This is a genomic window from Mesorhizobium sp. M2A.F.Ca.ET.042.01.1.1 (assembly GCF_003997405.1).
GTDB lineage: Bacteria > Pseudomonadota > Alphaproteobacteria > Rhizobiales > Rhizobiaceae > Mesorhizobium.
Window position 1 is genome coordinate 1 of the sequence record NZ_RZRX01000478.1, and the last position, 2,301, is coordinate 2,301.

The 2,301-nt window shown below is 55.1% G+C and carries 2 protein-coding genes and 1 pseudogene; all 3 read left to right on the forward strand.

Annotated features, from left to right (window positions below):
- Positions 1-408 (forward strand): hypothetical protein (locus EOA23_RS36160; RefSeq protein WP_210212521.1); only part of this gene is annotated, 408 nt, incomplete at its 5' end.
- 409 nt (positions 409-817) lie between these two features.
- Positions 818-1,576 (forward strand): class I SAM-dependent methyltransferase, encoded by a 759-nt coding sequence (locus tag EOA23_RS33915; protein ID WP_127307252.1) that lies wholly within the window; start codon positions 818-820, stop codon positions 1,574-1,576.
- Positions 1,577-1,823: 247 nt separating this feature from the next.
- Positions 1,824-2,298, forward strand: a pseudogene (locus EOA23_RS33920) (transposase); the annotation flags it as partial.
- Positions 2,299-2,301 lie beyond the last annotated feature (3 nt).

Below are 2,301 nucleotides of genomic sequence, written 5' to 3' on the forward strand. Positions count from 1 at the left end.
TTTCTGTGGTACACGACGTTTGGCTATTTCGATGACGCGGACAATGAGAAAGTTCTTCGTGAAGCGGCATCTTCCCTTCGAAAGGGCGGGCGCCTGCTAATCGATCACGTCAATACTTTCGCCGTGCCAAGTCACGAAGCACCTACCTGCTACGTTACACAGCGGAATGACGATTTTAGAATCGATATGATGAGCAACGACGTGCTAACCGGTCGGCGGCATTGCGAAAGGCTGATTTTCCGAAATGGGCGCGTGAGACGAACGCATCTTTATTTCAGGCTTTATGGATTTGCAGAATACGCTCGCATGTTGCGAAGCTCGGGATTCGAAGCCGTTGACGCTTATGGAGAGGACGGCGCGGCATTTTCACCTGACGGCCCGCGCCTCGTGGTTGTCGCGCGCAAATAGCGCAACTTGATATTTTATTGTCGCGGCAAGGACTTCGTGGCAGCCGCTGCGCTAAGGCCGAGCGTGATGGTGGCGATTGAATTCCTAACCTGCCAAGGAGAGGAGCCATTTGCCCGATCCGTTCCGATGCGGGCTCCAGCAGGCCGATAGCTGAGACCGACGTGACAGGACAAGCAATCCTAGTCGGCCCGGCCGACTTGCTGATTAATTTGCACATTGCGTCCCCAGCTTGAGAGGCAAAGGTGGCATTCCCTTTTGAATCAAAAGCGAATGTTGGCTCGGCTGTCCACCTAACGTCGGAGATGGAAACGCGCTTAGAGCGCTTCTTCGCATGGTTCGGACTCTTAGCAGGATGCCCCTAAAGAACGTGCAGTAAATAACAAAACCAGCATTCAATAAGGAGAAGCACATGAGCAGCGAGTCAACACCGCTTTCCGATCGGGAACTTGAATCATATTTCAGCGATGATTATTTGTATTTTTCTGATCTGGTCAACCCTCCAGAGAGAAGCGACAGGGAAGCAGAGGCGATCTGGAAGCTTCTTTCGCTTGGACATGACGACTCCGTCCTTGAACTTGGATGCGGTTACGGGCGGATTACCAACAGGTTGGCCGAAAAAGGAGCGCGGGTAACCGGGCTTGATCTCTCACCGATTTTGCTGAAAAAAGCCGAAGCAGATGCAGCTGAGCGCCGTATAGATGTTGAATATGTATGCGGGGATATGCGCTCACTCCCTTGGCGGGATCGGTTCGACGCTGCTTTTCTGTGGTACACGACGTTTGGTTATTTCGATGAAGCTGATAATGAAAGAGTGCTTCATGAGGCCGCCGCGTCCCTTCAAAAGGGCGGACGCCTGCTGATCGATCAGATCAATCGCTTCTTTTTGCTGCGCGAGCACTCTCCTAGCTACGAGATCGTGCAGCGCGATGATGATCTAAGGATCGATATAATAAACAACGACGCGCTGACCGATCGTCGAAACTGTGATCGGATCGTCGTCCGCGGTGGTTGCGTAAGACGCACGCGTCTTTCCATTAGACAATACGGGTTTTCGGAATGTGTTCGCATGTTGCGAAGCGCTGGGTTCGATCATGTCGAAGCTTATGGGCAGGAAGGCGCAGAGTTCACATCCAATGGCCCGCGCCTCATCGTGGTCGCGTACAAATAAAGTGGCCGTTCGGTCGGCATTGTTGATACAGGCTCTATCATGGATAGGCGGTCTCGCGCGCCTCCTGCCAGGCCACCACAAACTTGTTGAATTGTCTAACGCGGATCGCTGTTGATAATTCTCTTCATTCTCCAGGACTAACATGGCTGGCGCTAAGCCCGGGCACGTTAAACCAACAGTCTCGGGCGCTGACTCTTTCGTAAGCGGGCATTCCATTCTCCTTTCCAGGGCTTAGCCTGTCGCAAGGGTGACTTACGCCAAGCCGCCCTTCGCCGGGCCCGAACAGGTCCTCGACTACGTCGGCCGCTACACGCACCGCGTCGCCCAACAGCCGCCTCGTCGACATCGAGGATGGCGCCGTTCGTTTCCGCTGGAAGGACTACCGGCATGGCGATCGGCAGAAGGTCATGACCGTCTCGGCCGACGAGTTCATCCGCCGCTTCCTGCTTCACGTCCTACCCGAGGGCTTCCATCGCATCCGCTATTACGGCTTTCTCGGCAATCGCCATCGCGCGCAAAAGCTTGCCCGCTGCCGCGACCTGCTCGGCATGCCGGATCCCGAGCCGTCGGTTGAGCCGATCGAAAGGGACTATCGCGACCGCTACGAGGACCTTACGGGCCACTCCCTGCGGCAATGCCCGGCCTGTCACCAAGGGCAGATGATTGTCATCGAAGTCTTCGACGGCGTCACCGGACCACCGCCATACTGGGATACATCATGAAGG

What these genes read in the sequence shown, in the direction of transcription:
- EOA23_RS33915 (WP_127307252.1), top strand. Translation starts at nt 818, where the DNA reads ATGAGCAGCGAGTCAACACCGCTTTCCGATCGGGAACTTGAATCATAT.